Genomic DNA, 26,698 nt, shown 5'->3' with positions numbered 1-26,698 from the left:
GATTTCAAACGAAAAACAACCGATGTGCTTGGCAATGGAGTCTGTGGCTCTATCCTTACTTTTAGCCTATGTACCTGATAGCGATACTAGCCCCCTTATTACTCTCAACCGCGGCGCCGAAACCGGCTACTGTAACGTTTACGCGGATTACGGCAGCTACATATGCTGGTGCGCGCCAGAAAATGCGGCCAGTGGTACCACCAGTTACGTTTCCGGTGAAATCCCGCAATGGGCAGCTCATCATTCCTACCACGGCCGGGCCCCAGGTTTTTCGAGATGTTATAATAAACGAAGCCAGCCTCGCCCGCGGCATTTCCGAGGCCGAATCAACTATTTATACCTACCGCGGCTATTTAACAGGCTTCCGGCGGCATGTGGTGGAGGTTGGGTTCTATGAGTCAAGTGAGTGGTGGCTGGTTTCGCCGGAAGGCCGTCGCCTGACTTTATACGGCCCGCCTCAGTATTCGCCTGATCAGCAATGCATTGCTGCTGTTTGCCCAGGGATTGAGTACGAAGGTGCTCAGCCCAATGCGCTTCAGTTGTTTCAGCTGCAGGATGGGGTGTTGCGCAAGGTATGGGAGGTGCAGCCCGAGAAATGGGAGCCAGAGGAGCTGTTCTGGGTCAGCCCCCAAACCCTTTACCTGAAGCGCGATGAAACGGCCGGAACGGACAAAAGAACACTTACCTACTGGAAGCTCACTGTCGCGCCTACCCCCTAAACACCCGCCAACCTACACTTCATAAAACTCAATGGGCAGGCCATCGGGGTCCTGAATGAAGGTAAAGCGCCGGCTGGTAAACTCATCTACGCGCACCGGCTCTGAGGCTACGTTCTGCGCGTTCAGGTGCTGGATGGTCGCATCGAGGTCGTCGACGGCAAAGGCCACGTGGCGCAGGCCAGTAGCCTCGGGCCGACTCAGGCGAGACGGCGTTTCGGGAAACGAGAACAGCTCCAGCAGGTACTGCCCGTTCAAGGCCAGATCCAGCTTCCACGACTGGCGCTCCTCGCGGTACACTTCGCGCATCACCTCCAGGCCCAGTACGTCGGTGTAAAAGCGTTTCGAGGTGGCATAGTCGGAGCAGATTACGGCAATATGGTGGACCCGGAGTATGGAAAGCATGAGGCGAGGAGATGAACGAATGAACTCAAACAGATGAGTACTAGCTGCCCCCCTGATGTAAGCCGCCAGGAGCTAGCTAGGAAATGGCCCTAGAGTAAGCGCAAAAGGTAGTCACATTTCCGGGGCTGTACGGAGGACACTATCGGCTCTTGCGGGTGTCGAACCCTTATGGAGCTTACTGTTACTGCACACGCAGGGCCTCGCAGGACGGTACCCACTTGTCTTTCTTGCACACCTCACAGCGGGCAACACTGCCTTTGCTTACTTCCCGTAAGTGGCCACAGCAGGCACAAGCGTATAATCCAGCCTCTTCCACTCGTTGTTGGGTTTGCTGCACGCGCTCGGGCCAGATGGGCAAGCCGGGCTTAACTTCGTCATCTTCATAGAAATAGATGCTCACGTTGCCGGTAGCTTCCATGTAGGCGCGCCGGACTTGCCCCAGGTGCTCTATCTGATACTGGCGCAGCTCACCGAATAGCTCTTTTTGCGTGAGATTCTGCTTTTCCAGGGCTTGATGCTTGATTTCACCGTTCTCAACCAAGAGGATAGGAGCGCCCTCCAGCCAGTCAGAAAAGCGAGGAAAACGCTCGGTGAGGCGGTTGAAGAGCAGATACAGGGCCGATACCATCACGAACACCACCGTCACGTGCAGCATGGGCACATCGTCGTAGAACATGGCGTCGCCGGCGGCGGAGCCCAGCGCCAGAATAATGCTGAGCTCAAAAATAGACAGCTGCCGTACCCCGCGGCGCCCGGTTACCCGCAAAGCCCCCAGAATAAGTAGGTAGGTGACCACGCATCGTAGCGCAACCTCTAGTAGAAATAACGGTGGCGCATCTTCGGATAAAAAGAAACGCTGCCAATCGAAGGGCTTAATAGAAGCGGCAAGAAGCATACACAGGACGAATACTAACGGTAGATGAAGGTGTCTAACGCAAGTTTTAGCTGAACAGTTAGCTTCTTACAACCTCAACGGACGGTGCCCAGGTGGCGGAGTAGGAGGTTAGCGGGCTTGGTAGGGGGTAGCAGAATTGAGCGGAAGCACCAGGTGCTGCGTAGAAGCAGCAAAGCCCAGTGCCGCCCAAAACTGCATGGCACCAGGGTTGGCAACGGCCACCTGCAGCTCCAGGTGGTCGGCGCCGTGGCGGGTGAGCCATTCCTTGGCGGTTTCAAACAGCAGGCTGCCTAGGCCCGTGCGCCGGTACTGAGGGCGCACAATGGTTTCGGCAATGTAGCCGCGGCGGTTAAAGTGCATACCATTGTTGCCGATTTGGTACATGGCCACCAACAAGCCCGCAAGGCCGCCTTCTTTTTCAATCACGAAAAACCGAGTGTAGGGCTCTTGTAGGCGCTGGAGCAAAGAGCGCTTCAGCTCCGTTTCGGCCTGCCGGTGGTAGCCAAAAACGGGGTGGTAGGCTTCGTGCAGGTCCATCAGCTCACACCAGATGTGGTAGAGGCTATCAAGATCAGAGCGAGTGGCAGTACGAATAATCATCAACGAAACAAGGCAAGCGCAACAACGGACAGTAGCCGAAGTTAAGACGGAAAGCGCAGCATACACTACTACCTGAACAGTAACTTTTTGGGTTGGGGCGCTACACAGGTTGCTGCCTACCGTTGAGCTAGGGAATAATTGCCCAACAAAAGCCGGCCCCACCAGCTGGCTGCTAGCGGGGCCGGTTGGGGCCTTGCCTAAGCCTAGTGTTTTATGCGCTGGCTTGGTTCAGCTCCTGCACGTCGTCGGGGCTGAGCTGCAGTTCCGTGGCGTGCAGCAGTTCCGTTACCTGCTCAGGGCTGGTAGCGCTGGCAATAGGGGCCGTAAGGCCAGGCTGGGCGATAATCCAGGCTAGCGTAACCTGCGCCGGTGTGGCTTGCTGGCGGGCGGCTACGGCATCAAGCGCACCTAGTATTTTCAGGCCTTTCTCATTCAGGTATTTCTGGCCGACACCGCCGCCGCGGGCGCTTTTCTTGAGGTCGGCTTCGGTGCGGTACTTGCCCGTCAGGAAGCCCGCGGCCAGGCCGTAGTACGGAATCACGCCGATGTGGTGCTCCTGCACCAACGGCACTAACTGCTGCTCAAACTCGGCCCGATCGTAGAGGTTGTACAGCGGCTGCAACGACTCGTAGCGTGGGAAACCGTGCGCGGCGCTGGCTTCAATGGACTCCCGCAGGCGGGCCGCATCAAAGTTAGAGGCCCCAATGACGCGCACTTTGCCTTCTTTCACCAGCTGGGCATAGGCCTCCAGGGTTTCCTCAACGGGCGTCGTGGGGTCGTCCTTATGCGACTGGTACAAGTCAATATAATCGGTTTGCAGGCGCTTGAGGGAGCCTTCCACGGCGCGCAGGATGTAGTCTTTCTTAAGGCCTTTATTTTCGGGGTTTACTTCCCAACCTACTTTGGTGGCGATGATGACGTCGTTGCGGCGGCCGCGCTGCTTAAGCCACTTGCCAATGATAGTTTCCGACTCGCCGCCCACGTGGCCCGGCACCCACACCGAGTAGCCATCGGCGGTATCAATGGTGTTGCCACCGCCGGCCACAAACGCATCCAGAATCTGGAAAGAAGTAGCCTCGTCGGCGGTCCAGCCAAAAACGTTGCCGCCCAGCACCAGCGGGGCAATATGCAGGCCCGAGCGGCCCAGTTCACGATGTTGCATAAGGTAGTAGCTAATGAAAAGAGGATGCAATGAAACCGATTGGCATAAACTGCTTAGCGGCGCGTTAGGTTATCAGGGCCCGCTAAATGCGAAAGTGTGTTAGCTGGCCATGCTACCTTCACGGCCATGCTACGGACCCTTTTCTTACTGCTAAGCCTGAGTTGCCTGCTGCTGTTGGCAACTGCTCCGGCTACCCCTGTTACGGAGCGCAACTTCCGGCCGCATTTTGAGCGCTATGGCGTGCAGGGCTCTATGCTGCTATATGATGCCTCGGCGGGCCAATTCCTGGCCTATAATGCCAAGCGCTGCCGCCAGGGTTTTTTGCCGGCTTCTACGTTCAAGATTCCGAACACCCTGATTGCGCTGCAAACGGGCGCCCTGCCCGATACGGCCGATATCTGCCGCTGGGATGGCGTGACGCGCGATTTTCCGCAATGGAACCAGGACATGACATTTGCTCGGGCCTTGCGCGTTTCGTGTGTGCCGTGCTACCAGCAGCTGGCCCGCAAAGTAGGCGTGAAGCCGTACCAGGAGTGGCTGCGCAAGCTGCGCTACCCCGGTATTGTGGTCAAACCCAACACGCTGGATACGTTCTGGCTGGATGGCGAATCGCGCATAAGTCAGTTTGAGCAAATTGCTTTCCTGCGCCGCCTGCACGCCGAAGCGCTGCCGCTGGATGTGCGCCATCAGCGCGCTGTAAAGCAGCTCCTCGTCCTGAAAAAAACAGCCGCGTACACGCTAAGCGGCAAAACCGGGTGGCGCTTCCGCTCTGCTTCCAATGCTGATAATGGCTGGTTTGTGGGGTGGCTCCAGCGCGCAGATGGCCGCGTCATTTTCTTTGCGCTAAATCAAGAGCCACCAACTGGCCAACCCGCCAACAACCAGTTTCTGGTCAGCCGGCGGGCTATTGCCGAAGCGGTACTGCAAGAGCTAGGCTGGATGTAATGCCGCCTGGGTTTGCGGCCGACGATGACCTAGTGCGGTACGAGCTTTTCCAGTACGCGCCAGCCGTGGGCCGGCACTACTAGGGTCTCGCCGGCCTGAAACCGCAACTGCTCGCCGCTAAAAATGTCGGACCAGGTTCCGGCCGCATCCGAGGGTAGCGAAATGGTGCGAGAGGCGGCGGCACTATTGATAACGGTCAGAACGGCGGCATCATCCTTTTGGCGCAGGAAACCATACAGCTCCGGCGCACTAATTAGTCGCCGGAAACGACTGTTCAGGTCGCCGTTGCGCAGGGCAGGGTGGCGGCGCTTGAGCTGCAGCAGGCGGGTGTAAAAATCCTGCAACGGGTAGTTCTGCCAGTCAATGGGGTCTTTGTCGAAGAAGGCCAAACGCCGGTCTAGGGCCGCTTCCTGGCCTGAGTATACCAGCGGCATGCCCGGCAGCAGCACCGTAAGCACGGCAAACGGCAAGGCCAGCGGCCCCAGGCGCTCATACTCCGTGCCGTCCCAGCTGTTCACGTCGTGGTTGCTGGTAAAGTGCATCAGATACACCGAGGCAGGATATTTCGCCCGCTCCGCCGCCAGGTAGATGTCGATGTCGTGGAGCGGGTGCTTTTCTTCGGCAATGTGGTCGAGCAGATAATGTAGGCGCAAGCCAAAGCACATGTTGAAAGAGCGCTCCATCAGCTGGGTGTCGGAGTTGAACTCCGACCAGCTTAGGCCCCCAGATGGATACAGCTCGTCCCACTCGGCCAGCATAAACAAGGGCTTCACCTCATCCAGCTCTAGGCGCGCTTCGTCCCAGAAATCAGTAGGCACGAGGCCGGCCACGTCGCAACGAAACCCATCAATATCGGCTTCGCGCAGCCAATACAGCAGGGCATCAATCATGTAGCGGCGCATGGCCGGCTGCCCGTAATCAAACGTGACGACATCCGTCCAGTCGGGCACGGGCGGAACTAGGTTACCCTCAGCATCGTGCTGATACCACTCGGGGTGTTCGTGCACCAGCGGGTTGTCCCAGCTGGTGTGGTTGGCCACCCAGTCGAGCAGGACGCGCAGACCTAAGTTGTGCGCCGTTTTTACGAGGTGCTGCAGGTCTTCTAAGGTGCCAAACTCCGGGTTCACGCCAAAATAGTCGCGCACGGCGTACTGGCTGCCTAGGGTGCCTTTGCGCTCCAACTCCCCAATGGGGTGCACGGGCATCAGCCATACAATACTCACGCCCATGGCGGCTAGCCGCGGCAAGTGCGTCTCAAAGGCCCTGAATGTGCCCTCAGGGGTGTATTGGCGCAGGTTTACCTCATAGATGGTGGCGTTGGCGGCCCACTCCGGGTGACGAACCTGGAATAAGTGGGCATACGGATGCAGGGGAGTATCGGGCACGGCGAACGGACTTACGGATAGAGGAAAATCGGCTCCTGCCTACGCGAAACCTGCCATTGGGGCCGAACCATTTCAGAATTCTGGGCTAATTCTCTGCTCATCAGCAAGCAGACACAGAAACCAGAAAAGCGTGGTTGGGGGCAGGGGTAGTAGGGCGGAGTGCCGGACGAAGGGTAATGGTAGGTTTGACGCTTAAAACCAGCTAGTGTCGGGGTTGGGCAGCTGCTCGTACACCTCGTAGCTGTGGGGCGTGAGGAGCAGTTTGGATCCCGGCCCGAGCTTGATAACTTGCCCGGTGAATACCTCACGGTACACGCCTGGCAGCAACTCACGTAGCGGCAGCTCATGGGGCTGGGCGCCGGTATTCACGGCCACCAACACCGACGCCGCGTTCTTGCGCCGCACAAAGGCGTAGGTTTCAGGGCTGGCGGTGGGGGCAATGCGCGTAAACTCGCTGCACGCATCACCGTTGCGGAGGGCGGGGTGGCGCTTTTTAAGCTGAAGCAGGATAGTGTAGAACTCCTGCAGGGGGTAGTCGTTCCACGGAATGGTGTCCTTATCAAAGAAGCGCAGGCGTTTTTTCAGGGCTGCTTCCTGGCCGCTGTACACCATCGGGATGCCCGGCAGCAGCGCCGTCAGCACGGCTTGGGGCAGCGCATCTTTGCCCAGGCGCTCATACTCGGTGCCATCCCAGCTGTTGATGTCGTGGCTGGTGGTAAAGTACATGAGGTAGGCCGAGGCCGGATAGCGGGCGCGCTCTACCTCGCGGTAGGCATCGAGGGCGGCGAAGGACTGCTGGCGGCGGCTAATGCTGTCGAGCAGGTAGCGCATGCGCAGGGCATAGGTGGCATCAAAAGCCTGCTCTAGCATGTGGGTATTGGGCGTGAACTCACCTTTTTTCAGGAAGGGTGGGTTGTGCAGCTCGTCCCACTCGGCGAGCATAAACACGGGCTTTACTTTTTCCAGCATCGGGCGCGTCTGGTTCCAGAACTCCATGGGCACGAGGCCGGCTACGTCGCAGCGAAATCCATCAAAATCGGCCTCGCGCAGCCAATACACCATGCTTTCCTGCATATAGCGGCGCAACTCGGGCTTGCTGTAATCCAGGTCGATGACGTCCTGCCAATCGGCAACGGGCGGCATGAGCTGGCCTTTGGCGTTGCGCGTAAACCACTCGGGGTGCTCTTGCAGCAGCTTGCTGTCCCAGCTGGTGTGGTTGGCTACCCAGTCCAGAATCACGTGCATGCCTAAGGAGTGTGCCGTTTTTACTAGGTGCCGCAGGTCCTCTAAGGTGCCAAACTCCGGGTTCACGGCCCGATAATCCTGAATGGAATACTGGCTGCCGAGCGTGCCTTTGCGCTTTTCCTGGCCGATGGGCTGCACTGGCATCAGCCACAGAATGCCCACCCCCATTTTCTGCAGGCGCGGCAGGTGCGCTTCGAAAGCCCGAAACGTACCCTCCGGGGTGTATTGCCGAATATTCACTTCATAGATACTCGCCGAATCTGCCCACTGGGGGTGACGAATAGTGTAGGCTTCCGGGGCATCGGGGGCACAAGGGGTGGTGGGCTGCTGGTTACAGGCGCCAAGTAGCAACCCAGCCAGCAGCAATAGAAAAGCACGAGACATGGCGAAACTTACCGTTTTCCAGGCACTTAGCCGTTACCATCGGGCTACAAAAAAGTCGGGCCGCATACCATGCAGCCCGACCTTAGCCAAATCAAATGTGCTTTTGGCAGAATGTACTAGGTGGTTTTAACGCTGGAACCCTGATACGTGATACCGCCAAACCAGTACAGCATCAGCGTGCGGGAATAGCGCAGGCTCAGGGGAGTAAAGAGCACAGCCAGCACGGCCACGCTAGTCACGTACACCCACACTGCCGGGTCGTGGAGCAGGTAGTACACCAGAAAGCCCGTTACGAGCATAATGGCCGTAGAAAAAGCATAGCTGATAAACATAGCGCCCCAGTAAAAGCCGGGTTCTGGCTCGTACGCCTGCCCGCATACCAGGCAGTGCTCGGGCATCTCCGCAAACCGCACAGGATTCGCGGCCGAGTGAGTAAACAAAGCGCCTTCGTGGCAGCGCGGGCACCGCTGCTGCACCATTGCCAGGGCCGTAGAATCTATCTTCGTCATGATTTCCAGTAGGTAGGTTGAAATCGTATGACAAAGGTACGCTACCCCACACGCGGGCGTGAAGGCCACTTCCGGGTTTGTATGGTACAAATCAACGCGAGGGTGAAAAGCCGACTTTTGTTACCTACCGTTGCTTATGTTGCCTCCCGAAATGCCTCGGGCGTTTGGCCGGCGTGTTTGCGGAAGTAGCGGCTGAAGTAGGAGGCGTCATCGAAGCCTAATGTATCAGCAACTTGCGCAATAGTGGCGGGCGTGTGGCGGAGCAGGCGGCGGGCCTCAATTAGAACGCGCTCCTGAATCAGGGCGCTGGCCGTTTTGCCTAAGTGGCGGCGGCACAGGGCATTGAGGTGGTTCGGCGACACATGCAGCAAATCGGCGTAGAGCTGCACCTCGCGCTGGGTCCGGAAGTACTGGTTGATGAGCGTACCAAACGCGCGAAGCAGCTGTTGGGCGTGGCGTGGCTCCTCAGTGGCCGGTTTGGGCGCCGCGGCAGGGTAGTGACGCGCGGCTAGCTCCAGGCAAATATGCAGGTAAGAGCGAAAAACCTCATCCTGCTGCGGCGCCGGGGCAGCCTGTTCCTGCCACATGCGCTCAAACAGCGGTAGCAGCTCTGCATCGGGCGTGCTGAGACAGAGCACTGGCTGATACACGTGGTTGAAGAAGGGGTATTCAAACAGCCGTTCGCCGGGGTAGCGCGAAAGGTAGAAATCGGCCCCGAATAGCACTACATAACCCTGGGCGTCGTCGGACAAGTGCCAGTGGTGCACCTGCCCGGGTGTCATGAAGAATAGTGTGCCCGGCTGCAAGGGGTAACTGACTAGGTCAATGGTGTGGGTGCCGTGGCCGTGCGTAACATAGAGCAGCAGGTAAAAATCGTGGGAGTGGGGCTGGCTTACGCCCGGAAAGTTGGCCACGTGGCGTGCCAGACGCTCTAGGTACCATGGCCGGGGCCGCCCTTGCGGAAACGAGTCAAGCGTCAGGACCGGAAGGGTAGGAGACTGCATGGGTAGAGCAGAAAACGGTTGGGCGGCGAGTAAGGGCTAGCGAACGGTCGTAAGCTACTCGCCCCCGAAATTACGCAGGCGCTTTTTGCTGAGTTCGTAGCTGATAATGGCTGGTACGTAAAAAGTAACATCGGCCAGCAGCTTTGCCACGAGAATACCGCCGGCGCGGCTGCCCATCAGGCGCGGCAACCAGTACATCAGTGCCGGCCGAATCAGGAGGCTGTCCAGCACCTCGGCCGGGCCAAACTCCACGGCCAGTGCCCGCACATTTAGGGCAAAAGTGCGGCGCGTGTAGAGGCGGCCCAGTGCTTGCAGCTCCCGCCGGGCTTGCACCACATCCTGCCCTAGTAGCCAGCCAAAATACGCCACGTTGCCGGCCCACGTGCCCGCCAGCGCCGCTTTAAGCTCGTGCCCCGGCGCTAGGTGCCAGGCCACACTAGCCCCCGCCAGCGTGGCCACCACCGACAGCCCTTCGGCGGGCAGGTAGCGGCGCAGCCATTCCCGGATTTTAGGTTTCATGGGCAGAAAGAAAAGCAACTGGGCGGAATCGGTTATTTTGCTGAGGCCGGCCAAATATACCGGCCTGGTTTTCATTCTGCCGCTGCATGCACATCCCGTTTACTCCGTTGGTCGTTGGGTTGCTGGCCGTGGTGGCGCAGGCAATTTTTGCGGCGGGCCTGCTGTGGGTGGCCCCTGCTAACCGCCTGCCTAACCGGTTTCTGTCGTTGCTGATGCTGAGCCTGGCCCTGTGGCTGCTCGATGGATTTTTCAGGGTAGCGCAAGTGTACAGCCAGAATGCAGAATGGTATTTTTTGCCCATTTACTACTCGTTTGCGTTTGGCCCGCTGCTGTATTTTTATGTGCGCAGTCTCACCAACCACGCGTTTCAATGGCAGCCTCGTCATTGGTGGCATTTCGCTCCTGTAATGGTGCAGGCGGCCCTGTACGGGGGGCTCTGGATGCAGCCTTATAGCACGCGGCTCTGGTTCTGGCAGCACGTGCACCAACCCTATACGTACCGGGTAGAGTTTGTCGGGACATGGCTGTCCCTGGCAGTCTATCTGGTTCTGAGCCTGCGGTTGCTGCGCCAGTACCAGCGCTGGTTACCCAATAATTTCTCAGAGGTATCGGTGCTGCGCCTCCGGTGGTTACGCGTGTTGTTGGTAGCGGTGGGGGTAGTAAGTGTGCAATGGCTAGCAGAAGTAGTGCTGCGCGAATTCTTCGGGCTGTATTACCAATATGACTACTCCACGGAGATGCTGGGCGGTATGCTGTTCCTGATTGGAGTAGTAGGGCTGCGCCAGGCCGATATGCAAGCCGTCAACTTCGTGCCAGATGCTAGCGAGCTGCCTCTTCCCAACGGGGCTCCTGCACTTGCTTCTGACCAAGACCTGGAAGAAGATAGAAGTGCCCTGGGATTACCCGCACCACCCGCGGCCGATGCAGACGTGCTGGCGCGTATCCGGTATGCATTGGAGCAGGAGCGGCTTTACTTGAATCCTACCCTAACACTGGCTGAGCTTTCGGCGCACACGGGGCTGGCGCCGCGCCTGATTTCCTTTACCGTTAATGCCGGATTTGGACAGTCGTTCAATGAGGTGGTAAACAGGTACCGCGTGGAGGAAGTGAAGCGCCGGTTAGCCACGCCTGATGTGCAGCGCCTGACGTTGCTAGGTATTGCCTTCGAGAGTGGCTTCAACTCCAAAACCACCTTTAACCGCATCTTTAAGCAGTTTACGGGGGTAGCGCCGCGAGACTGGAACAGCCATGGGCAGGCTGCGGCAAGTGCTACGTAAGCCGGTAAAAGAGCGGGTAGGATACCGCCCACATCATGAAATGGGGCGTGCCAGCGGTTGATGTGGGGCGTTTGGGGTACCTGAAGCGGCCACCTTTGAGCCATTCACCAACCCTCCGAACCACGCATGAAACCTCTTCTGCTCCTAGCGGCCTTAGCACCTGCCTCCCTGGCGCTAGCCCAAACCAAACCCAGCCCTACTGCCTGGTCCGACCACGCCCGGCTGCTCCCTGATAAACTGCGGCAGGTGCCCGTGGGCCTCACTCTTTGGCACACCCCCAACCCCAATTACCCTGAGCCCAACCCCGACCAACCCGGGGGCTACGTCTGGAAGCACAGCACCATGGTTCGCTCCGAGGTAGGGGAGTTGCAAGTAGTAGAGTGCGGCAGCTTCATCTGGTATAGCGCGGCCGGCTGGCAAGCCAATATGCACGAAACGCCCGCTGAGTTTGCTGAGCTGTTCCATTGCCCCGGCGGGAAGTTGCAAGCAGGTCAAACCTACACCTTTGCCCGCAACTACCGCTTTGCCGATAACGCACAGCGCCTATATGGCGGCGATGCCCTGTGGTATATTCTGGCGAAAGACAAAACCGGAAAGCTCTATAAAGGCACTGGGCTCATCGAGACAGAAGCTGGTCAGTAAGCTACCTATCAATACTATGAAACAGATTTGCGTTCTGCTGCTACTAGCCTCGTTGCTTGCTTTCCGGTCTGCTGCCACCCCTTACTACGTGCTGCCTGCTGCCAGCCGCTTAGCCTGGACGGGTTATGCGGAAGTTGGTAGCTATAGCCAAACCGGTACCGTGCAGCTGAGAAGCGGCACCTTTGAGTACGATGGCCGCTCGTTGCGTCAGGGCCGGTTTGAGTTTGATATGCGCACCATTCAGCACCAAGATGCCAAGCTCACGGAGCATCTGCGCGCCGCTGACTTCTTTGATGTGGAGCAGTATCCTAGTGCCGTATTTGTGCTGAATCAAGTCCAGAATGGCGTTGCTGCCGGTCGGCTTACCTTGCATGGCATCACCAAGCCGGTTCAGTTTCCACTCACCATAACGCGCCTACCCGATGGCCGCTTGCGCATAATAGGCACTGCCACCCTCGACCGCACGCAGTATGGTGTGAACTACAACTCCAGCAGTTTCTTCCAGAATTTGGGCTCGTACGCTATTCGAAATGAGTTTAAGCTGGCTTTTGAGGTAGTAGCTCAAGTGAAAAAATAAGTGGGAGTACAAACCCCTACTTGGTTCCGGATCAGTAGCCATCCCTTTGCCGGAATGAGTGGTGATATGGCTCACTAACAGGGCCCGATGCGCCCCGTGGGCCGGAGCTGTTCTTTAGGGCATTACTACTAGCCGCTGGTGTTGGCCGGCCAGCTCCGCCCAGTATATGCCGCCGGGCACAGCCTGCTGCTGGTCGTCCTCGGAGTTCCAGCTGACGGTGTGCGCACCTGCCTCCGTAGCGATGGGTAGGGTGCGCACTAGCTCACCCTGGGCGTTAAAGATGCGCAGCACGCCTGCCTGAGCCGCCTGGTACAAGGTGTAGCGCAGCTCGGTGCTTCCTGTAAAGGTGCGGTTACTAGGGGCTTCCAGGGTTACAACTTCCGGTAGCAGGTTAGCGGCGGGCGTGGTATCCAGCTTGAGCCCGCCAATGCGTATCTGAACCGGCTTACCTAGCTCTAAAGGAAAGCGGAGCAATACCGTTTGGGTGGCCGAGTTATAGTCCCAACCGGTAGCTGGCAGCAAGGCGCCGTTGAGCTGAATGCTGGTAGGGTCGGTGGTTATGCGCGGAATGAGCAGCTCCACCACGCGCTGGCCGGGCGCTCCTTCGTAGGGGTTTCCGCTGGCGGCTACTTTTATATCGGCCCCATCCGTGGTGGTCTTGCCTGTAAAGGTGATTAGCTGGTACTGGCCGGTTTTGGCAGCTTGGGCTGAGTGGCCGTCGTCATCATACATCGTGAAGCTGGTGTTGCCGGCTGCGGCATCGGCGTAGTAGCGCACTTGGAGCGTATCGGGGCGGTAGTTGGCCGTGCTGGCCACGTAGCGCGTCATCGGCAAAAAGGCCCCTGCCCGCACCAACAGCGGAATAGTGGCCAGCGGGGCCGGGCGCCCCACAGTACGGTCTCCGGCAATGGTTTCGTGGGTGTAGAAATCAATCCAGTTGCCGGCCGAAAGCACCACATTGCGGCGCCGCTGGCCGGGCTGCAGCACCGGCGCTACCAACAAATTAGGACCCAGCAGAAACTGGTCGTTGACGTTGGCTAGGGCAGGCGCATATTTATCTATGGGCTGCCACTCACGCCAAGATTTCTGATCGGGAGAAAACCCCCACTCTCCATCATCATCCTTCGCATTTGGAGCAAAGCCCGCTTCCTTTTCCTCGGTAGTAAGTGTACTTGATGGAATTTTGGGCGGATAACTAGGAATCGGTGACGGAATAAAGTTAGCCGGGCCGTAACTGAGCGGGCGCGTCAGGGGCGTGCCGGTTTGGCTGTTTTCCCAGGCTAGTGAATAGAGGTAGGGCAGCAACTGGTAGCGCAGGTGAGTAGCCGAGCGCACAAAGCCTTGATAGGGCTCCGGAAACCAATACGGCTCGGGTGGGGTGCCGGCTCCGTGCGGGCGCAAAATGGGCCCGAGGCTAGCCATTTGCAGCCAGCGGGTGTACAACTCGGCATCGACGGTGTTGCCGGCAAAACCGCCCGCATCGGAGTGCATATAACCTACGCCGCCCAGGCCCATGCTAAGCATGATGGGCACCTGCGCTTGAAGTCCACTCCAAGAGCGGCTCACATCGCCCGACCACGGAAACACGCTGTTGCGCTGCATGCCAGCCCAGCCCGAGCGGGCCAGGTTAAACAGGCGCTGCTCGGGGTACTTTTGAGCGTATCCTTCCTGCAGAATACCCGCCCAGGCCTGCCCATACGCATTATGAATGCGGCGCGTGAGGCCTGCATCATATATCATGTCGGCGGGTTGATTTTCCGGCTCGCCCAGGTCGCTCCACCAGCCGGCTACGCCATCCTGCTTCAGGCGGTCGTACTGCTGCCACATCCACTGCCGGGCCTGGGGCTTGAACATGTCGAGGAGGGTAGCGGGCCCGGCCCAGAACGACTCTACGGTGTACGGCTGACCTTGGGCATCGCGCCCTACTAGCCCTTGGCGGCGCACCAACCCATCATTAAGCGAGGTGCGCATGATGTAAGGCTCCGAAATCAGGACGGTTTTGACGCCTGCAGAGTCGAGGCGGCGCATGAGGCCAGCGGGGTTGGGGAAGTTGGCCTTCAGCCACTGGAAGTCGCCTTGCTGCGCCGTGCCGCCAAACCAGTACAGGTCCAGCACCAGCGCATCAAGCGGAAAACCGGCCCGGCGCATCCGGCCCGCCACCTGGTACATTTCCTGCTCCGATTTATACCCAAAGCGGCTCTGGATAAGGCCCATGGCCCAGCGTGGCGGCAGCGGCTGCCGGCCCGTTAGCAGGGTATAGCGGTCCAGAATTTCGGCGTAGGAGCGGCCCGTGATGAGGTAGTAGGCCAGGTTGGTCAGCCCCTCGCCCTGGTACGTTAGCACGTTTTTATCGGTGGCGCCGAGGTCGAGGGTGCCAGCCGTGTGATTATCGAAGAACAGCATGTAGCCCCGGCTGCTGAGCACGGTGGGCAGGCTCACATTCAGCGTCGGTTCGCCGTTTTGGTAGCCGTAGTGGGCTTCGTTGTAGAGCGTGAGCCGGCGGCCGCGGCGGTCGAGGGGCAGGGCGCGGGAGCCGGTGCCATACAGGTGTTCCTCGGGAGTTAGCCGAAACGAGACGCCGGCGCTGTCTGGGGCTGTAGCCGTAGCGGGCCTCCGAAATACGCCCGCTGCCTCTGCGGTCAGTGTTTCACCGTTTTGGCGGTAGCTGACGCGTAGCGGGTTCTTATGGATGATGAGCGTACCGGGACAATCCAGATTCCATTCCAAATGGTCGGAGTACGAGAGCAGCCCAGAGCAGAAATCGGGCTGTTTGGCCAAAACGGCAGCCGGCGGCGGACCATCACACCCAGGATTGCAGGAGCGCACGAGCGAGGGGTTTTGCGGCTGCACCACGCTCACCGACGGAATATCCTGCACAGGCTGGCCGGCCGGGAAATACTCGATGCGCACCACGCCTTCATCCCAGGGCCGCACGCGCAGGGTGCTGCCATCGGTGCTTTTGATGGTGAGGGTATTCGTTTGGAAGTTAAACGCGTGGCTGCGGTAGTTGCCGATGGAAACCGGCAGAGCTTCCGGTGTTTTGGGTCGGGCAAATGGGTCCTTAGTGGGTGGGCCGCTCGCTGTCCGCTGCCCGTATCCAGGCGTAAGCAAACACAACAGCAGAAACGGCAGCAACTGCCAGGCACAGCGGAAAGGACGGAACATACTCGGGGAAGGAATCGGGAACGGTACGCCAAGATAGGGCCCAAAACGGCTTCTGGGCCCTTGCGGGCATGCCAAAATGCCCCAGATCAGCCGGGCGGCAAACAGCGCATTCAAACCAGCAAATCAGGCACCATAGCTGCCCACCTCAACCACTCGGTTGAATCGGCTGGCGAATCTAGTATCGGCACCAAGGCAACGCCTGAGCCAGTGGCGGCGTACAGTTCTACTACCTCTTTCAATCCTTCAAACTCCCTCGCGCCATGAACCATGCCGACCGCATCGAAGAAACCATTGAAGGCATTTACGCCGCTCTCGAACAACATAGCAACCACCCCGCCGACGCCGGCCTCTACCACATTGATAGCTGGATTGAGGCGCTGGAAGGCCTAGGCGGATCAGCGCTGGGCGGGCTACAAGCCGAGCTCCGGAACCTGCGCGCCCACGTGGAGCGCGACGACCGCGCCGCCATTGCCCACTCCTTGCAGCGCCTCGGCCAGGATACCTCCCTCGTAGCCCGCGACATGCACGATGGCGTAGGCGACCACCTCCGCCACTTGGGCCAAACCCTGATTACCGCGGCCGGTAACCTGAAAGTATCGTAGCAAAATGCCGCTTATCGGCGCCCTTCCGGCAGCCTTGCCCACTGGGCAAGGCTGTTTTATGACGCTAGGTTGTAGCAGCGGACTAGCACTTGCCCGCTGAAAGCGGCCTAGTGCTAGTCCGCTGCTTGTCCTCCTCCGGAAGCCGTTTTCTTTCACCTCGTTTATTGCTTGTACTTATGAGTTTTGACCCCACTGCCGCCGATAGCAATGCTGCTCCTGGCTCCTTTCTGGCGGGCAGCCAGCCCCACCTTGAAGCCACGCTGCATGCCCTCCAAAACGACCAACTGCCGCACCTACTCCCCGCCGCCGGCGACAACCTGTACCGCTGGATGAATCTGTTGCAAACCGTAGAAGGCGACCGGTTTGCACCTCTCATTGCCGAGCTCCAGAACCTGTACAACGCCATCGACCACGGGAACCCGAACGGCCCGCAGGTAAAGGAAAGCTTGCAGCGGCTGGCCCAACTCACTACTCAGGCGGCCAGCACCGCCGACGCCGGTTCGCAGAACAAGGTTGCACAGCTGGGCGAGGCCTTACAAGCCGCTGCCAACTCGCTTTAGCGCCAGCGCATTGGCTCGCAAGAGGGTGGCCGCAAGCTGAAGGGTAACAGATGCTTATCGAGGCCTGGCCAGAATCTTACACCAAGGTTAGGGCCAACCCTAGGTCTGGGTACGAAGTAAACCCAAGGGTTTCTGTTGTTTCACCCAACTTCTTCCAGTATGTCTGTTTCGAATTCTGCCAGTGCCGACCAACTAGATGCTTCTCTGCGCGTTCTTCGCGCCGACGACATAACGCAACACCTGGCTAAGGCCACCGAAAATATTGATGGCTGGATTCAGATGCTCCGCGCCTCGGGCCAGGATGCACACGCCACCATCGCCGCCGATTTGGTGAAACTGAAAGGCTACCTCAGCGGCTCCGACCCCAACCCCATCAGCGACTTACTCCAAACCCTGGCCGAGCACATTCACAGCTTTGTAGATGATGCCAACCCCCGCTTCATAAACTCGCTCGATGAACTATCGAAGGCCCTGTCGGATGTAGCCCGCAGCTTGCAAGCCACCACCGACCAGCAAGCACAATAGCAGTTGTTCCTCACTACCCGTATAAAAAGCCAAAGGCCTTGCACGATGCAAGGCCTTTGGCTTTTAAAGCAATTCGCAACCTAGTAACCCGCTGCCGTATCATCGCCGCGCGGGTCAGCGCCGCCTTCTAGCTTGCCCGTGGGCAGCACCCGGATTACCTCCACCCGGCCCCACGGGCTGCGTGGGTTGAGCTGGTAGCCGCGAGCCCGCAACGAGTCTTGGGCGGCGGGCAGCAGGGCGCCTTCTTCCACATCAATCTGATCGGGCAGCCACTGGTGGTGCAAGCGTGGTGCCGCTACGGCCTGCTGGGCGTTCAGGCCATAGTCGAGGGTAGCAAGAATAGCTTGTAGCACGCTAGTAATGATGGTGCTGCCGCCGGGCGTGCCCACCAGCAAGGCCAGCTTTTTATCCTTGGTCAGGATAGCCGGCGTCATGGAAGACAGCATGCGTTTGCCGGGCGCAATGGCATTGGCCGTGCCGCCAACCAGCCCATAGGCATTGGGCGTACCGGGCTTGCTGCTGAAATCATCCATTTCATTATTAAGCAGAAAACCTGCTCCGGCCACTACCACTTTGCTGCCGTAGGCGCCATTGAGGGTGGTAGTGCAGCTCACGGCATTGCCCTGGGCATCCACAATGTTGTAATGCGTAGTCTGGTCCGACTCGTAGCCGGGCAAGCCGGGGCCGGCCGTTACTTGGGCGCTGGCAGTAGCGCGGTGGGGTAGGGTAGTGGCCATGCGCTGCTTGTTGTAGGGCTTGCTCAGCAGCTGTGCTACGGGTACTTGCCCAAAGTCTGGGTCGCCGAGGTAGGTAGCGCGGTCGGCGTACACGCGGCGCTGGGCCTCGGTAATCCAGTGCGTGGCCTGGGGCGAATGCCAGCCGGCGCTGCCCAGGTTATAGGGCTCCAGCATTTGCAGCATCTGCAGCAGCGCTACCCCGCCGGAGCTGGGCGGCGGAAACGTAATGACCTCATAGCCCCGGTACTGCCCATGCAGCGGTGTGCGCCATTTGGGACGGTACAACAGTAAATCTTGCCTAGTAATAATGCCTTTGCCGCGCTGCATTTCAGCTACCACCATGCTGGCCACCTCGCCCTCGTAAAAGCCGGCGCGGCCCCGGTCGCGGATGGCCCCCAGCGTGCGAGTCAGGTCGCGGTACTGGATAATGTCGCCGGCCTTCCACTCCTGGCCCTGCGGGTGTACATAAGCCGGAGGGGTAGTAGGGTTGTATTTCAGAAACGCCTCGCGCTGGCGGTTCAGGCCGGCGGCTTCTTTTTCGGTGAGCTTCAGGCCCGTAGCGGCTAGGTTCACGGCGGGCTGCACCACATCTTTCCACGGCAGTTTGCCCAGCTTCCGATGGATTTCCACCATGCCGGCCACAGTGCCCGGTATCCCGGCTGCCAGGTGGCCCAGGGTGCTCAAGTCCGTTACCACGTTGCCGTCCTTGTCCAGGTACATATCGCGGGTGGCAGCGGCGGGGGCCGTTTCGCGGAAATCGAGGGCGCCTTCCTGGCCATCGGCGCTGCGGTAAAGCAGAAAGCCGCCGCCGCCTAGGTTGCCTGCGGTGGGTAAGGCTACGGCCAGCGCAAATTGCACGGCCACAGCGGCATCATAAGCATTGCCGCCTTTCTGCAGAATTTCTACGCCAATTCGGGTGGCCTCCGGGTGCGCCGAGGTAACCATGGCCTTGTCCGCCACCACGGGGGTAGCCGCGGGTACTGGGGCCGCCAGAAGTGCCGTAGTAGTAGTGGCAGGGGTAGTAGCGGGTTGCGTGGTAGTGCAGGCCACCAGCAGGGCTAGGGCTGCCGGAGTGAGGAAGCGTTTCATACAAACAAAGGTAACCCCGGTAGCAGACTTGCCACCGATTTCGCGCAACTCTGCTCTAAAACCGGCGCCGAAGCAAATTCTATCGTATCAGGGGCCGCCACCCAAGGCGTTGCCAACACGTCGGCTAATCCTGTAGCTTTGGGCCGGACCCGACTTGAGACTTGTGCTATGAACTCAGAACAGCCTACCTCCACTGCTACCCCCGAAACCACGGCCGAACTGCTCTTGGTGCAGCAAGATCCCTGGCTAGCACCGTATGAGCCAGTGTTGCTCCGTCGGCAAGAGCGCTTAAAAGAGCGGCTGGCCGAAATAGTGGCCCAGTACGGCTCCCTCACAAAATTCGCGTTAGCCCACCAGCGCCTCGGCCTCAACTACGACGCCCGGCGCCGTGGTTTTTGGTTTCGGGAGTGGGCCCCGGCGGCGGAAGCGCTGTTCCTGGTAGGCGACTTTAACGGCTGGGACCGGCAGGCCACCCCGCTGAGAAAGGGCCAGGATGGCGTGTGGGAAGTGTTCCTCTCCGACAAAGAGTACCAAAACCGGCTCACCCACCACTCACTCTATAAAGTGCACGTGGTAACCAGCAAAGGCGGCAAAGACCGCCTGCCCGCCACGTTGCGCCGGGCCGTGCAGAACCCTGAAACCAAAGATTTTGCCGGCCAGGTCTGGAAGCCAGAAACCCAGTTCGTATGGACTGATCAGAAATTTCGGGTGCCGAATTTTGTGCGCGAGCCGCTGATATATGAAGCGCATGTGGGCATGGCCCTGGAAGAAGGCAAGGTAGGCTCTTACCTGGAGTTTGCCGAGCAAATTCTGCCGCGCATTCAGGCCGGCGGTTACAACTGCCTGCAGCTGATGGCCGTGATGGAGCACCCGTATTATGGCTCCTTCGGCTACCACGTGGCCAATTTCTTTGCCGTATCGTCGCGGTTTGGCACGCCCGAGGAACTGAAGCATCTCATCAACGAGGCCCACCGCCGTGGCATTGCGGTACTGCTCGATGTGGTGCATTCGCACGCCGTAAAAAATGAGGCCGAGGGCTTGGCGGATTTCGATGGCTCGGGCGGCCAGTACTTCCACGAAGGCCCGCGCGGCAACCACCCGGGCTGGGACTCCAAGCTGTTTGACTACGGCAAGCCCGAAGTGCAACAGTTTCTGCTCAGCAACATCCGGTATTGGCTCGAGGAGTTTCACTTCGATGGATTCCGGTTTGATGGCATCACCAGCATGCTCTACCACCACCATGGCGAGGGAGTAGCGTTTGGCTCCTACGACCAGTATTTTGGCCCCGAGGCCGATGAGGATGCTATTCTGTACCTGCAGCTGGCCGCTAGCCTGGTGCGCGAGTGCAAGCGCAGCGCCCTGCTCATTGCCGAAGACATGAGCGGCATGCCCGGCCTGTGCCGGCCTATTAGTGAAGGCGGCATTGGCTTTGACTACCGGCTGGCCATGGGCATTCCGGACTACTGGATTAAGCTCCTGAAGCACACCCGCGACGAAGACTGGAACCTGCACGACCTGTGGTACACGCTCACGAACCGCCGCCAAGGCGAGAAAACCGTGGCCTACGCCGAAAGCCACGACCAAGCCCTAGTGGGCGACAAAACCCTGGCCCATTGGCTGCTGGATAAGGCCATCTACGAGCATATGCTCAAAGACGACCCCGACCCCGTAACGGCCCGCGGCATTGCTTTGCACAAACTCATTCGGCTGGCTACACTTAGCTTAGGCGGCGAGGCGTACCTCAACTTTATCGGCAACGAGTTTGGTCACCCCGAATGGGTTGATTTTCCGCGCCAGGGCAACGAATGGAGCCACCATTTCGCGCGCCGGCAGTGGAGCCTCGCCGACAACCCCGACCTGAAGTATCAGTTTCTGCTGAACTTTGACCGGGCCATGCTGAAGGTAGCAAAAACGGCGCGCGTGCTAACCGGCGGCCCGGCCCACGAGCTCAACATCGACACCAATAACCAGGTCCTCATTTTTGAGCGCAGCAACCTGATTTTTGTGTTCAGCTTCCACGTTGACCGCAGCGTGCCCGACTACCGCTTCTATGTGCCGCAACCCGGCCGCTACCGCATCCTGCTCAACACCGACGACACGGAATTTGGCGGCTTCAACCGCATTGATGCCGGCATGACCTACGATACGTTTGAGGAAGATGGCGTAAACAAGCTCAGCCTCTACGTCACGAGCCGCACAGCCCTAGTGCTGGCGCGGGTTTAGGCCCCCATCGGAACCCTAGCAAAAAGCGCAACGCCCGGCCACTTGTAGTGGCCGGGCGTTGCGCTTTTTGCTTGATTAGGCAAAGAATTAGTGTCTGGTTTTACGGCCTGAGGTGGCTTGCTCCAGCGCTTCTTCAATGCGCTGGGAGCGGGCATCGGGCTTTTTGGTGCGGGCTACGCGCTGGGCCAGCTGCTTGCGTTGCGTATAAGGCAGGGCGTCGAAGCCGGTCTGGAGGCCGGCCCGGTCTAGGGCGTATTGCAGATCCTCAGGAATATCAATGCCGCTGGAGTCTGTGTCGCGCTCTAGTATCACGTGCACTGTGTCGGTCCATGTTTTGTTGATGGCGTTGCGTACTTCTTTGCGCACGTTAATCATGTGGTTTCCGTCGCCCATGGGCACTAGGTTCAGCCGAATCGGAAAGCCATCAATAGTGCCGCGAACGGGCAACTGGCCCTGAATAGCATACAACTCGGGTACGCTGAAGGGAACTACCAGAAAAACGCCGCTGTCGGCGCCATCCATTTCCATGGGGGCATCAAACTCGTGGCGGATAGGGGTGTCGGAACTCATGGGGCAAGTAAAAAAAGAAGGGCGGGCTAGCGGCCGGTTCTGTCTCCCAGCTCACGTAGCGTGGCGTTTAAAGTGTCAGTGTCAGTAGCGGAAACTACCCGTAAGCGGCTGGCCGTGAAAAAGTAGCGCGTGCGCAGCAGCTCGGCAACCTCTTCTGTAGCGGCCAGCACTAGGTCGGCGCGGCGTAATGTGAGGCGTTCCAGCTCCAGGGCCCAGCTTCGGTCGGCGGCCGTAGCGCGTTCCTGGGCTAGGGTGTGTACGTGCAGCACCAGCGGGCGGCCCGTTTGCTGCCGAAGTTCCAGTGCCGCCAGCCACGTGGGCCAATCGGAGGCGTAAATGACGGCAAAATCCTCGAGCAAGGCGCGGCGCGTGGCAAAGCGGGCGTACTGTATTACCTGAAAGTTGAGGTCGGCGGTTGACGGCAACTCAGCCCCTAGTGCCGCCAGGGCCTCGGGCAGCGTAGCGCGCTGGGCTGGCACCACCGGCTGCGCCTCGGCGTCAGCGCTCAGGTTATCTTGGGGCTGGCTGAGGGCTGAGGCTTCGGCAGCATCCGGCTCGGAGGAGGTGCTGGCGTGTACATCCTGGTTCAGCAGCAACTCATGCTCTGTCATTTCCAGCAACCCAGAAACTAATGATGATGCTTCCGTTGCCAGCTCCTGCGTTGGAGCGCTAATTTCTGCGTCATCAAAATCAGCTGTTGGTACGGTTGAGGCCGCAGCAGGGGCTAACAAAGCGGTAGCCGGCTGAGTTAGGTACGCAGTGCTGTTTGCAGTAGCCGGGGTGGCACCCAGGTACGGCGCGGCCGGTGCCGTCCAGGCCTCGGCGGGCACGGCGGCAAGGGTAGGGGTTTCGGTGCTGCCAACGTAGGGCGCCGTGGGCTGCTGCCAGGCGCCGGGGCGCTGCTCGGGGTGGGGGCGCTGCGCGGTTACTTCCTCCAGCGTGAGGCTGGCCAGGGCTGTAATGCGCGTAGATGCCGGCACCGCAAACGGCGTACTAGGTGTGCGCGGCAGCATAACCGAGAGCTGCGTGAGCGGAGCCAGGGCCTGAATCAGGGGGCGCAAAGCCGGCACGGCCAGGGCGCCGGTACGTGGGGTCTCATTCCAACCAAGTAATAATACAGACGAGGGAGCAGATGGCATAAAGGCAGATAGATGAGCGGCTGGCACCAATGAGGTATGGCAAGGTAGAGAAAAAAGCCTCCCGAAGCGCCCTTAAATGGCCTTTCCTCTAAAACACCTAGCTAACGGGCTCCACAGTACCCAGAATCATTTTTACCTTTGTCAATTGCCTGAGGCAGCTCCGGTTCATCTGGTGTGTGGCTGCCTCTTTTCATTTCCGACCTCTACCCCGCATGGCTGATACTTTTCAGGAGAACAATTACATGGTCAATGACTTGGCCGCCCAATCTCGGCAGGAGTTCTATCCGGGCCGGGTTATAGCGGGTGAGCGGCAAGGCACTGATTTTATTTTCCGCTGCGACAATGGCGTGCAGCTCAGCTTACAGGTTATTTCCGATAAGGTGCTGCGCTTCCGCTACACCACAGAGGCCAATTTTCCGCCCGATTTCAGCTACGCCTTCCCCGAGGGTGTGCCCGCCCGACAGGAGCTGGAGTTTCTGGAGTTCCGCGAAAAGCCCGACCACTACCGCATCACCACCGACCGCCTCATTTGCGTGGTGGATAAGGAGAACCTACGGACTAGGGTGCTCAACCGCTCCGGCCTCGTGCTAAGCGAAGACGAAAAAGGCTTTCATTGGGAGTACGAGTATGAAACCGGCAACGACATCGTGAAGATGAGCAAGCTAGTGCAGAGCGGCGCCCACTACTATGGCCTCGGGGACAAGCCCGACAACATGAACCTGCGCGGCAAGCAGTTCACCAACTGGGGCACCGATACCTACGGCTACCAGAAAGGCTCCGATCCGCTCTATAAGAACATTCCGTTTTACCTGGCCCTGCACCAAAAGCTGGCCCACGGCATCTTCTTCGATAACACGTTTAAGGCTTCCTTTGACTTTGCGGCCGAGCGGGCCGATGTAGCCAGCTTCTGGGCGCAGGGCGGCGAGATGAACTACTACTTCATCTATGGCCCCAGCCTGATGGAAGTAACCCAGGAGTACACCCGCCTCACGTGCCCGCCGGAGCTGCCGCCGCTATGGGCCCTAGGCTACCACCAGTGCAAATGGAGCTACTACCCCGAAAGCAACGTGAAAGCCATTGCCCAGGGCTTCCGCGACCGGAAGATTCCTTGCGACGCGCTGTATCTGGATATTGACTACATGGATGGCTACCGGTGCTTTACCTGGAGCCCTACCCATTTTCCGGAGCCCAAGCGCATGGTGCAGGAGTTGGCCGAAGATGGCTTTAAAACCATCGTCATCATCGACCCCGGCATCAAGATTGACCCCGACTACAGCGTGTACCAGGAAGGGTTGAAAAACGACTATTTCTGCCGCCGCGCCGATGGCCCGCTGATGAAAGGCTCGGTATGGCCCGGCCTCTGCAACTTCCCCGACTACACCCGCCCTGAGGTGCGCGAGTGGTGGGCGGGCCTGTTCAAAGGCCTTATTGCGGAAACCGGCGTGAAAGGCGTCTGGAACGACATGAACGAGCCGGCCGTGTTCGAGAAAGGCACGTTCCCCGATGATGTGCGCTTCCACTACGAGGGGCATCATGGCTCGCACCGCAAGGCCCACAACATTTACGGCATGCAGATGGCCCGCGCCACAGCAGCCGGCGTGAAGCAGTTCAGCTACCCTAACCGGCCGTTCACCATCACGCGCAGCACCTACGCGGGCGGGCAGCGCTACTCTTCCGGCTGGACCGGCGACAACATTGCCTCCTGGGAGCATTTGTGGCTGGCCAACATCCAGTGCCAGCGCCTGAGCATTTCGGGCTTCAGCTTTATCGGCTCCGATATCGGGGGCTTTATTGATACGCCCGACGGTGAGCTGTATGTGCGCTGGGTAGCGCTGGGCGCCTTCCACCCGTTCTTCCGCACCCATAGTTCCGGAGACCATGGCGACCAAGAGCCCTGGTCATTTGGCGAAAACTACATGGAGCTGGCCCGTGGCTTTATTGAGCTGCGCTACCGCCTACTGCCCTACATGTACACCACGTTTTGGCAGTACACGGAGCAGGGTACGCCTATGCTGCGCCCACTGGCCTTCCTCGACCAAGCCGACACCGATACCTACCTGCGCATGGCCGAGTTCAGCCTCGGCGACCACCTACTGGTGTGCCCCATCACGCAGGCCGGCGCCGATGGCCGCTGGATGTACCTGCCCCGCGGCGACTGGTTCTACTACTGGACCGATGAAGCCAAAGCCGGGGGCGCCGAAGTATGGGCCGCCGCCGACCTGACGCGTATTCCGCTGTTCATAAAGGCGGGCGCCGTGGTGCCTATGTTCCCGGTGATGCAGTACGTAGGCGAAAAAACCGTGGAAGAAGTAACCCTGCACGTGTACCACAAAAACGGCACTGAGGCCAGCGTGCTGTATGAAGATGGTGGCGAAGGTTACGGCTACCAGAACGGCCAGAGCACTACCCGTCGTTTCACGGTAACCGGCACTGAAACCGGCTTAGTACTCCGGCAGGAAATTGAAGGCAGCTTCCAGCCCACCTGGACTGCTTACCGCGTGGTGCTGCACGGTCTACCCTTCACTAGCCCCGCTTTCAGCGTAGATAGCGTAGCAGCAGATGGCACCGACGTAACCACTGAAACCGGCCTCACGCTTCCTGGCGTGGTGGTAGGTGCTGACTTTACGGAGCTGGTTATCGGCTAAGGTTTGATAGAGAGTACTACCTAGTAAAAAGGCTTCCAGCACAGTGCTGGAAGCCTTTTTTATTGTCTTAATGGGTGCTGCGCTCAACTTACTAGCTCCAGCTAAAGCTGTAACCGCACGTTGCCGCCTAGTGGGTGCCCTACGCAGGTCAGGGTTAGGCCTTCAGCGAGGTCTCGGTCGGTGAGTACTTCGTTGTAGGAAAGCCAGACGCGGCCTTCTGTGCAACGCGCCAGGCAGTTACCGCACATACCGGCCTCGCAGCTGTAGGGCAACGTGATACCGTGCGCCCTAGCGGCCCGTAGGATGGTAGTAGGGTAGTGAACCGGAATAGTATGCGTGTGGCCATTGGCTTCAATAGTAACCAGGTGGCTAGCCGTATCAGGTGGCAAAGAGGGTTTTACGGGTGGGGGTAGCACAAAATTCTCGCGCCGAATCCGCTCGTGTGGTAGCCCGACGGTATGCAGGCCATAGCCACACATGCGCATATACTCGCCGGGACCGCACACATAGGCCAGCATCTGGCTGGGTGAGGTGGTGGCGTGGTGGCGCACTAGCTGCACGAGCAGCTCTTTGTAGAGGCGGGCCCGGGCCAGGTTGTGGTGGTCGCTGTACAGCAGCTCTAACTGAAACCGGCCGGCAAATTTCACTGCCAGCTGGCGCAGCTCCGCTCCAAAAATGGTAAGGGCCGGCGTACGGTTGCTATACACCAGCAGCACGTGCACCTGCGGATGAAAATACAGCAGCTCTTTCAGCAGTGAGTAAATGGGCGTGATGCCGCTACCTGCAGCAAACAGCAAAACCTGCTCAAAGGGCAAGTTAGTGGCATTGGGCAACGTAAATAGGCCGCCGGCGCCGGCACTCAGGAGCTGGTCGCCGGGGCGGGCTTCATCAATCAGCCACCGCGAAAAGAACCCGTTGGCCACGCGCTTTACCGTAACGGCCAGGCCCTCATCCAACCCCGGCGTCGAGGACATGGAGTACGAGCGGCGCAGCTCGGGGTGGCGGGGCTGCAGCAACGTGAGGTATTGCCCGGCCCGGTAGGGAAGGGGCTCTGCCGGATCCAGCCAGAACGTCTTGACTTCCGGTACTTCCTCCACAATGCGGCGAATAGTAAGAAGTTGGGTCACTAGGAGGGCAGGGTAGGGGACGTGAGCATACTACGCCGGGCCCAACTACAG

General features: G+C 59.2%; 24 protein-coding genes. 10 read left to right on the top strand and 14 right to left on the bottom strand.

What is annotated here, in order from left to right:
• Positions 1-68: 68 nt before the first annotated feature.
• A complete protein-coding gene (locus tag ACYVHC_RS05355; RefSeq protein WP_460612633.1) occupies positions 69-719 on the top strand; it encodes a hypothetical protein in 651 nt (216 codons plus the stop codon).
• 12 nt (positions 720-731) lie between these two features.
• Here the strand turns inward: ACYVHC_RS05355 and gloA2 are convergent, their stop codons facing one another.
• From gloA2 to ACYVHC_RS05335, 4 genes are all read right to left on the bottom strand, one after another.
• Positions 732-1,121, bottom strand: coding sequence for a VOC family protein (gloA2, locus tag ACYVHC_RS05350; RefSeq protein WP_460612632.1), 390 nt, complete (start codon positions 1,119-1,121; stop codon positions 732-734).
• A gap of 181 nt (positions 1,122-1,302) precedes the next feature.
• The gene (locus ACYVHC_RS05345; RefSeq protein ID WP_460612631.1) at positions 1,303-2,016 is read right to left on the bottom strand and encodes a DUF421 domain-containing protein; all 714 of its coding nucleotides are present in this window, start codon (positions 2,014-2,016) and stop codon (positions 1,303-1,305) included.
• A gap of 108 nt (positions 2,017-2,124) precedes the next feature.
• The gene (locus ACYVHC_RS05340) at positions 2,125-2,616 is read right to left on the bottom strand and encodes a GNAT family N-acetyltransferase (protein WP_460612630.1); all 492 of its coding nucleotides are present in this window, start codon (positions 2,614-2,616) and stop codon (positions 2,125-2,127) included.
• 211 nt (positions 2,617-2,827) lie between these two features.
• The gene (locus ACYVHC_RS05335) at positions 2,828-3,778 is read right to left on the bottom strand and encodes an aldo/keto reductase (protein ID WP_460612629.1); all 951 of its coding nucleotides are present in this window, start codon (positions 3,776-3,778) and stop codon (positions 2,828-2,830) included.
• A gap of 126 nt (positions 3,779-3,904) precedes the next feature.
• Between ACYVHC_RS05335 and blaOXA the strand changes: the two genes are divergently transcribed.
• Positions 3,905-4,723, top strand: a complete 819-nt coding sequence (blaOXA, locus tag ACYVHC_RS05330; protein WP_460612628.1) for a class D beta-lactamase — start codon at positions 3,905-3,907, stop codon at positions 4,721-4,723.
• A 29-nt stretch (positions 4,724-4,752) separates the two neighbouring features.
• Here the strand turns inward: blaOXA and ACYVHC_RS05325 are convergent, their stop codons facing one another.
• The 5 genes from ACYVHC_RS05325 to ACYVHC_RS05305 form a co-directional block, all read right to left on the bottom strand.
• Positions 4,753-6,108 carry an alpha-amylase family glycosyl hydrolase gene (locus tag ACYVHC_RS05325; protein WP_460612627.1) on the bottom strand — a complete coding sequence of 452 codons (1,356 nt, stop codon included), beginning with the start codon at positions 6,106-6,108 and terminating at the stop codon, positions 4,753-4,755.
• Between the two features lie 192 nt (positions 6,109-6,300).
• Positions 6,301-7,737, bottom strand: coding sequence for an alpha-amylase family glycosyl hydrolase (locus ACYVHC_RS05320; protein ID WP_460612626.1), 1,437 nt, complete (start codon positions 7,735-7,737; stop codon positions 6,301-6,303).
• Between the two features lie 116 nt (positions 7,738-7,853).
• A complete protein-coding gene (locus tag ACYVHC_RS05315; protein ID WP_460612625.1) occupies positions 7,854-8,246 on the bottom strand; it encodes a DUF983 domain-containing protein in 393 nt (130 codons plus the stop codon).
• Positions 8,247-8,380: 134 nt separating this feature from the next.
• Entirely contained in the window at positions 8,381-9,250 is an 870-nt protein-coding gene (locus ACYVHC_RS05310; RefSeq protein WP_460612624.1) for a helix-turn-helix transcriptional regulator, read from the bottom strand.
• Positions 9,251-9,304: 54 nt separating this feature from the next.
• Positions 9,305-9,769: a hypothetical protein gene (locus ACYVHC_RS05305; RefSeq protein ID WP_460612623.1), complete on the bottom strand. Its 465-nt coding sequence runs from the start codon at positions 9,767-9,769 to the stop codon at positions 9,305-9,307.
• 86 nt (positions 9,770-9,855) lie between these two features.
• Here ACYVHC_RS05305 and ACYVHC_RS05300 point away from each other — a divergent pair, with 86 nt between their 5' ends.
• From ACYVHC_RS05300 to ACYVHC_RS05290, 3 genes are all read left to right on the top strand, one after another.
• Positions 9,856-11,046 (top strand): helix-turn-helix domain-containing protein, encoded by a 1,191-nt coding sequence (locus ACYVHC_RS05300; protein ID WP_460612622.1) that lies wholly within the window; start codon positions 9,856-9,858, stop codon positions 11,044-11,046.
• A gap of 126 nt (positions 11,047-11,172) precedes the next feature.
• On the top strand, positions 11,173-11,688 hold the full coding sequence (locus ACYVHC_RS05295) for a hypothetical protein (RefSeq protein ID WP_460612621.1): 516 nt from the start codon (positions 11,173-11,175) through the stop codon (positions 11,686-11,688).
• A 16-nt stretch (positions 11,689-11,704) separates the two neighbouring features.
• Positions 11,705-12,265 carry a YceI family protein gene (locus ACYVHC_RS05290; RefSeq protein ID WP_460612620.1) on the top strand — a complete coding sequence of 187 codons (561 nt, stop codon included), beginning with the start codon at positions 11,705-11,707 and terminating at the stop codon, positions 12,263-12,265.
• Between the two features lie 114 nt (positions 12,266-12,379).
• On the opposite strand, the gene ACYVHC_RS05285 is transcribed toward ACYVHC_RS05290, so the two are convergent.
• Positions 12,380-15,430 carry a TIM-barrel domain-containing protein gene (locus ACYVHC_RS05285; RefSeq protein WP_460612619.1) on the bottom strand — a complete coding sequence of 1,017 codons (3,051 nt, stop codon included), beginning with the start codon at positions 15,428-15,430 and terminating at the stop codon, positions 12,380-12,382.
• 260 nt (positions 15,431-15,690) lie between these two features.
• Between ACYVHC_RS05285 and ACYVHC_RS05280 the strand changes: the two genes are divergently transcribed.
• The 3 genes from ACYVHC_RS05280 (at position 15,691) to ACYVHC_RS05270 (ending at position 17,117) form a co-directional block, all read left to right on the top strand.
• Entirely contained in the window at positions 15,691-16,032 is a 342-nt protein-coding gene (locus tag ACYVHC_RS05280) for a hypothetical protein (protein WP_460612618.1), read from the top strand.
• A 176-nt stretch (positions 16,033-16,208) separates the two neighbouring features.
• Positions 16,209-16,592 carry a hypothetical protein gene (locus ACYVHC_RS05275; RefSeq protein ID WP_460612617.1) on the top strand — a complete coding sequence of 128 codons (384 nt, stop codon included), beginning with the start codon at positions 16,209-16,211 and terminating at the stop codon, positions 16,590-16,592.
• A 159-nt stretch (positions 16,593-16,751) separates the two neighbouring features.
• Positions 16,752-17,117: a hypothetical protein gene (locus ACYVHC_RS05270; RefSeq protein ID WP_460612616.1), complete on the top strand. Its 366-nt coding sequence runs from the start codon at positions 16,752-16,754 to the stop codon at positions 17,115-17,117.
• Positions 17,118-17,197: 80 nt separating this feature from the next.
• Here ACYVHC_RS05270 and ggt read toward each other — a convergent pair whose 3' ends face one another.
• The gene (gene ggt / locus ACYVHC_RS05265) at positions 17,198-18,943 is read right to left on the bottom strand and encodes a gamma-glutamyltransferase (protein ID WP_460612615.1); all 1,746 of its coding nucleotides are present in this window, start codon (positions 18,941-18,943) and stop codon (positions 17,198-17,200) included.
• A gap of 168 nt (positions 18,944-19,111) precedes the next feature.
• Between ggt and ACYVHC_RS05260 the strand changes: the two genes are divergently transcribed.
• Positions 19,112-21,166: a 1,4-alpha-glucan-branching protein gene (locus ACYVHC_RS05260; RefSeq protein ID WP_460612614.1), complete on the top strand. Its 2,055-nt coding sequence runs from the start codon at positions 19,112-19,114 to the stop codon at positions 21,164-21,166.
• An 87-nt stretch (positions 21,167-21,253) separates the two neighbouring features.
• Here the strand turns inward: ACYVHC_RS05260 and ACYVHC_RS05255 are convergent, their stop codons facing one another.
• Positions 21,254-21,736, bottom strand: a complete 483-nt coding sequence (locus tag ACYVHC_RS05255) for a YdeI/OmpD-associated family protein (RefSeq protein ID WP_460612613.1) — start codon at positions 21,734-21,736, stop codon at positions 21,254-21,256.
• Between the two features lie 26 nt (positions 21,737-21,762).
• Positions 21,763-22,875 (bottom strand): glycosyltransferase family 4 protein, encoded by a 1,113-nt coding sequence (locus tag ACYVHC_RS05250; protein ID WP_460612612.1) that lies wholly within the window; start codon positions 22,873-22,875, stop codon positions 21,763-21,765.
• A gap of 212 nt (positions 22,876-23,087) precedes the next feature.
• Here ACYVHC_RS05250 and ACYVHC_RS05245 point away from each other — a divergent pair, with 212 nt between their 5' ends.
• Positions 23,088-25,520 (top strand): glycoside hydrolase family 31 protein, encoded by a 2,433-nt coding sequence (locus tag ACYVHC_RS05245; RefSeq protein WP_460612611.1) that lies wholly within the window; start codon positions 23,088-23,090, stop codon positions 25,518-25,520.
• A 101-nt stretch (positions 25,521-25,621) separates the two neighbouring features.
• Here the strand turns inward: ACYVHC_RS05245 and ACYVHC_RS05240 are convergent, their stop codons facing one another.
• Entirely contained in the window at positions 25,622-26,647 is a 1,026-nt protein-coding gene (locus ACYVHC_RS05240; RefSeq protein WP_460612610.1) for a 2Fe-2S iron-sulfur cluster-binding protein, read from the bottom strand.
• Positions 26,648-26,698: the final 51 nt, after the last annotated feature.

Source organism: Hymenobacter seoulensis (assembly GCF_054780535.1).
The sequence above is the reverse complement of the archived record's forward strand: the minus strand, read 5'-3'. Positions and strand labels throughout refer to the sequence as shown.

Coding starts and splice junctions, on each gene's coding strand:
- ggt (WP_460612615.1), bottom strand. CDS start 18,943: ATGAAACGCTTCCTCACTCCGGCAGCCCTAGCCCTGCTGGTGGCCTGC.
- ACYVHC_RS05305 (WP_460612623.1), bottom strand. CDS start 9,769: ATGAAACCTAAAATCCGGGAATGGCTGCGCCGCTACCTGCCCGCCGAA.
- ACYVHC_RS05260 (WP_460612614.1), top strand. CDS start 19,112: ATGAACTCAGAACAGCCTACCTCCACTGCTACCCCCGAAACCACGGCC.
- ACYVHC_RS05270 (WP_460612616.1), top strand. CDS start 16,752: ATGTCTGTTTCGAATTCTGCCAGTGCCGACCAACTAGATGCTTCTCTG.
- ACYVHC_RS05340 (WP_460612630.1), bottom strand. CDS start 2,616: ATGATTATTCGTACTGCCACTCGCTCTGATCTTGATAGCCTCTACCAC.
- ACYVHC_RS05320 (WP_460612626.1), bottom strand. CDS start 7,737: ATGTCTCGTGCTTTTCTATTGCTGCTGGCTGGGTTGCTACTTGGCGCC.
- ACYVHC_RS05280 (WP_460612618.1), top strand. CDS start 15,691: ATGAACCATGCCGACCGCATCGAAGAAACCATTGAAGGCATTTACGCC.
- ACYVHC_RS05345 (WP_460612631.1), bottom strand. CDS start 2,016: ATGCTTCTTGCCGCTTCTATTAAGCCCTTCGATTGGCAGCGTTTCTTT.
- ACYVHC_RS05310 (WP_460612624.1), bottom strand. CDS start 9,250: ATGCAGTCTCCTACCCTTCCGGTCCTGACGCTTGACTCGTTTCCGCAA.
- ACYVHC_RS05285 (WP_460612619.1), bottom strand. CDS start 15,430: ATGTTCCGTCCTTTCCGCTGTGCCTGGCAGTTGCTGCCGTTTCTGCTG.
- blaOXA (WP_460612628.1), top strand. CDS start 3,905: ATGCTACGGACCCTTTTCTTACTGCTAAGCCTGAGTTGCCTGCTGCTG.
- ACYVHC_RS05290 (WP_460612620.1), top strand. CDS start 11,705: ATGAAACAGATTTGCGTTCTGCTGCTACTAGCCTCGTTGCTTGCTTTC.
- ACYVHC_RS05245 (WP_460612611.1), top strand. CDS start 23,088: ATGGCTGATACTTTTCAGGAGAACAATTACATGGTCAATGACTTGGCC.
- ACYVHC_RS05300 (WP_460612622.1), top strand. CDS start 9,856: ATGCACATCCCGTTTACTCCGTTGGTCGTTGGGTTGCTGGCCGTGGTG.
- ACYVHC_RS05335 (WP_460612629.1), bottom strand. CDS start 3,778: ATGCAACATCGTGAACTGGGCCGCTCGGGCCTGCATATTGCCCCGCTG.
- ACYVHC_RS05275 (WP_460612617.1), top strand. CDS start 16,209: ATGAGTTTTGACCCCACTGCCGCCGATAGCAATGCTGCTCCTGGCTCC.
- ACYVHC_RS05315 (WP_460612625.1), bottom strand. CDS start 8,246: ATGACGAAGATAGATTCTACGGCCCTGGCAATGGTGCAGCAGCGGTGC.
- ACYVHC_RS05355 (WP_460612633.1), top strand. CDS start 69: ATGTACCTGATAGCGATACTAGCCCCCTTATTACTCTCAACCGCGGCG.
- ACYVHC_RS05255 (WP_460612613.1), bottom strand. CDS start 21,736: ATGAGTTCCGACACCCCTATCCGCCACGAGTTTGATGCCCCCATGGAA.
- ACYVHC_RS05250 (WP_460612612.1), bottom strand. CDS start 22,875: ATGCCATCTGCTCCCTCGTCTGTATTATTACTTGGTTGGAATGAGACC.
- ACYVHC_RS05295 (WP_460612621.1), top strand. CDS start 11,173: ATGAAACCTCTTCTGCTCCTAGCGGCCTTAGCACCTGCCTCCCTGGCG.
- gloA2 (WP_460612632.1), bottom strand. CDS start 1,121: ATGCTTTCCATACTCCGGGTCCACCATATTGCCGTAATCTGCTCCGAC.